The organism is Pseudochrobactrum sp. AO18b, assembly GCF_000409565.1.
Classification (GTDB): Bacteria; Pseudomonadota; Alphaproteobacteria; order Rhizobiales; family Rhizobiaceae; genus Pseudochrobactrum; species Pseudochrobactrum saccharolyticum.
The window spans coordinates 1-3423 of record NZ_ANNO01000477.1 but is presented as its reverse complement, the minus strand read 5'-3'; the positions used below and the strand labels follow the sequence as shown (position 1 = coordinate 3423).

At 51.5% G+C, this 3423-nt stretch carries 4 protein-coding genes; 3 read left to right on the top strand and 1 reads right to left on the bottom strand.

What is annotated here, in order from left to right; all coding sequences use genetic code 11:
• From A918_RS0117660 to A918_RS0117650, 3 genes are all read left to right on the top strand, one after another.
• A partial coding sequence (locus tag A918_RS0117660; RefSeq protein WP_371257532.1) for a GNAT family N-acetyltransferase occupies nt 1-531 on the top strand: 531 nt, incomplete at its 5' end.
• A 113-nt stretch (nt 532-644) separates the two neighbouring features.
• A complete protein-coding gene (locus A918_RS0117655) occupies nt 645-1214 on the top strand; it encodes an isochorismatase family protein (RefSeq protein WP_022712330.1) in 570 nt (189 codons plus the stop codon).
• Nucleotides 1211-2212, top strand: a complete 1002-nt coding sequence (locus A918_RS0117650; protein ID WP_022712329.1) for a GlxA family transcriptional regulator — start codon at nt 1211-1213, stop codon at nt 2210-2212. The genes A918_RS0117655 and A918_RS0117650 overlap by 4 nt, the downstream gene beginning before the upstream one ends.
• Here the strand turns inward: A918_RS0117650 and A918_RS0117645 are convergent.
• Nucleotides 2196-3395 (bottom strand): YbfB/YjiJ family MFS transporter, encoded by a 1200-nt coding sequence (locus A918_RS0117645; protein ID WP_022712328.1) that lies wholly within the window; start codon nt 3393-3395, stop codon nt 2196-2198. The genes A918_RS0117650 and A918_RS0117645 overlap by 17 nt on opposite strands.
• Nucleotides 3396-3423 lie beyond the last annotated feature (28 nt).

The window sequence follows — 3423 nt, the reverse complement described above, 5'->3', positions numbered from 1 at the left end:
CCGGGGCCCCCCTTTTTTATTGGGGGAAAAATGACAAGACCTGAACTGACGACGCAGCGTCTGAAACTGCGGATATATACACCGCAGGATGCTGCGGAAATGTACAGCCATATCACACCGACGCTGACCCGTTTTATGGCGTGGGAGCCGCCTGCATCCTATGAAGAGTTTTTGGAAAACAAACCTCTGTGGGAAGAGCGTTTTTTGAAGGGGACAGATTACCACTTCGTTGCCAGAGATATACGAAACGGGCGCTATATCGGCATTGTCGGTGTGCATCGGGCTACAACGACTACACCGGAATTCGGCGTTTGGATGTGTGAGGACGTACACGGGCAGGGCTTTGGTAAGGAAGCGGTCACTGCTGTGTTCGACTGGGCAAAGGAAGCGTTACAGGCAGACTATTTCGTCTATCCGGTAGCCGAAGAAAATCGTGCTAGCCGCAAGATTGCCGAAACTCTGGGCGGCAAACTTGTCTCCTCTGAGCAGAAACCGAAATATATGGCTGTGACTTATCACATTCCGGCTTAAAAATTTCATGATAATAATGGCCGGATATGTCCGGTCATTGTCCTGATACTGACTTTTTCATTATGTTTTGGCGCGGTAATTTCTGTTATACCACTTTACAGGAGTTACCTAAAATGTCCGCCAATGATACTGCTCTGATCGTTATTGATGTTCAGGAATCTTTTCGCCAGCGTCCCGTATGGCAGGATGATATTGCCCGACCTTTTATCCGGAATGTGCAGGCGCTGATTGATGGTGCTACAAAGCGCAAGATTCCGGTCGTGCAGATTTTGCACACGGATAATGATGATGTGTTTCAGCTGGAAAGCGGTTTTGTGCGCACATTGGAAGGCGTGGCGATTGATCCAACGGTATTATTCTACAAGAAACGTCACTCTGCTCTTGTGGAAAGCGGTCTGAATGTCTGGCTGACGGAGCGCGGTATCCGCAAGCTGATTATCTGTGGCATCAGAACCGAACAGTGCTGTGAAACGACAACGCGTCATGCATCCGATCTGGGCTATCAGGTTGATTATGTAACGGAAGCCACGCTGACTTTTCCGATGCAGCATCCTTCAGGACAGGTCTTCTCCGTTGAGGATATCAAAATGCGCACGGAGCTGGTTCTGGCAGGGCGTTTTGCGCGCATTGCTACGGTTGAAGAAGTACTTCAGGCTGTCTCACATAAGGAAACAGGATTGTGAATAAGCCAAGCGGCACGACGATCCCAAAGATTATACCAGTCTATGTTGTTGTGCCGCCGCATATCCTGCTGCTGGATGTGGCGGGGCCGGTGGAAGTGCTGCGTCGTGCCAATGCGGAACAAAAGGATATTCTGTTTGATTATCATTTTGTCTCAACGCAAGCGGAGCAGGTGAGTTCAATCGGGCTGGCTGTTGCAGGGCTTGAGCCATTACCTGCACAATTGCCGGATGATGCCTATATTCTTGTTTGCGGTACTATCACAGCACCGGCAGAGGCAATTGATCCCGAGCCGGAATACCGGCAATTGGCAGCATGGTTGAAAGCGGTTTTCCGGCCATCAATGCATCTGGTAACGATTTGCTCCGGCGCTTTGATTGCTGCGCGTGCCAGTTTGTTTGACGGTTATGCCTGCACCACCCATGCGCTGTCCGTTGATGAATTGCGTGAAATTGCTCCGGCTGCGCGCGTGCTGGATAACCGGCTTTATGTGGAAGATGGTACGCGCTTTTCGAGTGCAGGTATTTCCACCGGAACTGACCTTATGCTGCATCTGGTGGCAAAGCTGACATCACCGGTCGTGGCGCTGAATATTGCCCGTTATATGGTTGTCTATATCCGGCGTACTGGTGGCGAGCCGCAATTTTCACCGTGGCTGAGCGGGCGTAATCATATTTATCCGGCAATTCATCGTATTCAGGATGCGATTATTGCTGATCCGGCGCGGTGCTGGTCTCTGGCTGAACTGGCCGATACCGGTTTTATGAGTGTTCGCAATCTGTCACGTCTGTTTCAGGAGCATACGGGGCTGACGGTGACGGAATATGTCAATCTGATCCGCGTAACACTTGCCAAAGATATTCTGACCAATTCGCCGCTGGATATGGAGAATATCGCCGAGAAAACCGGCTTTACTTCAGCCCGCCATCTGCGCCGTGTCTGGTCGAAATATAATGCGGTGCCGCCGAGTCATTATCGCCGGATTACCGGACAGGTGTAAGATCACGTTGCGCAATACCGCAAATCACTGCGAGTAATAACAATCCGGCTGAAGCCCACAGGCCACTTGAGAGGTTATGTGTCAGGTCATTGATAAAGCCGATCAGCACAGGGCCGACAATCTGCCCGATTGAGAACATAACAGTCATCATGCCGATTGCTGCTGCCCAGCCTTCCGGTGGCAGATTGCGGCGCACATAGACTGTGGTTGAGGCAACAACCGCGAAAAAGGCACAACCGAAACCGGCAGCAGAAATCATCAGCAGAGGCGTGCCGGATGAGAAAATCGGCAGCAGTGATGCAATCAGTGTAATCAGCGAGAGCAGGGCGAAACCATAACCATGCAGCACTTTTTTCTGAATGCCTGCGCAAACCCATGGTGAGGAAATTGCGCCAAGCCCGATCACAAACCAAAAGGCTGATTGCAGCATAGCCCCGCCGCCGGAATTCTGCACCCATGCGATCATAAAGGTCATATAGGCAATATAACCGGCACCGACAAAGAGATATCCGGCTAAAATGCCGCTCATGGCTTTGTAGTCAACACGGTAAGGTTTGCTTTTCTGATCCGGCTTGTAGAGCGTTACATTTTGTCCGCGCGCGCCGATCAGCAACAGCGCCAGAGGGGCGGCCATCAGTGCCAGCAAGGCCCATGCATAAGGCCATGAGCCTGCACCCAAATAGGCAATCAGATAAGGAATGACGAGACAGGACAGGAAAATACCGATGCCAGGCCCTGCATAGAAAATACCGAGAATAACCGAACTGCGCTCCGGATGACGCTGTGCAAGACTGGTTGTCAGCAGGCCACCGGCCACAAAAGCCAAACCTGCACTGAGTCCGGCAATAAATCGCAGCAGGTTGAGAATAAGCACATCGCGGAAGACCGCGCAGAGTGCCAGCGAAACGACAACCAGCCAGATATTGATGATCATCATTTTATAGGCACTGATATAGCGCAGCAGGCGCGATGCGAGCAAAGCGCCGAACAGATAGCCGATCCCGTTGCTGGTATTCATCCAGCCTGCATCCGCATAGGACCAGTGCAGATCGGCACGCATATCCGGCAGCACAAGCGCATAGGCAAAACGCGCAAAGCCCAATCCCAGTGCCGGAACCATTGCTAAGGCCAGCACAACGGCTAAGGCATTTTCACTTTTTCCGAACGGGTCTTGGGTGGTCATTACAGGCATTCCGGTATTGTTTTACAGT

Coding starts and splice junctions, on each gene's coding strand:
- A918_RS0117655 (WP_022712330.1), top strand. CDS start 645: ATGTCCGCCAATGATACTGCTCTGATCGTTATTGATGTTCAGGAATCT.
- A918_RS0117645 (WP_022712328.1), bottom strand. CDS start 3,395: ATGACCACCCAAGACCCGTTCGGAAAAAGTGAAAATGCCTTAGCCGTT.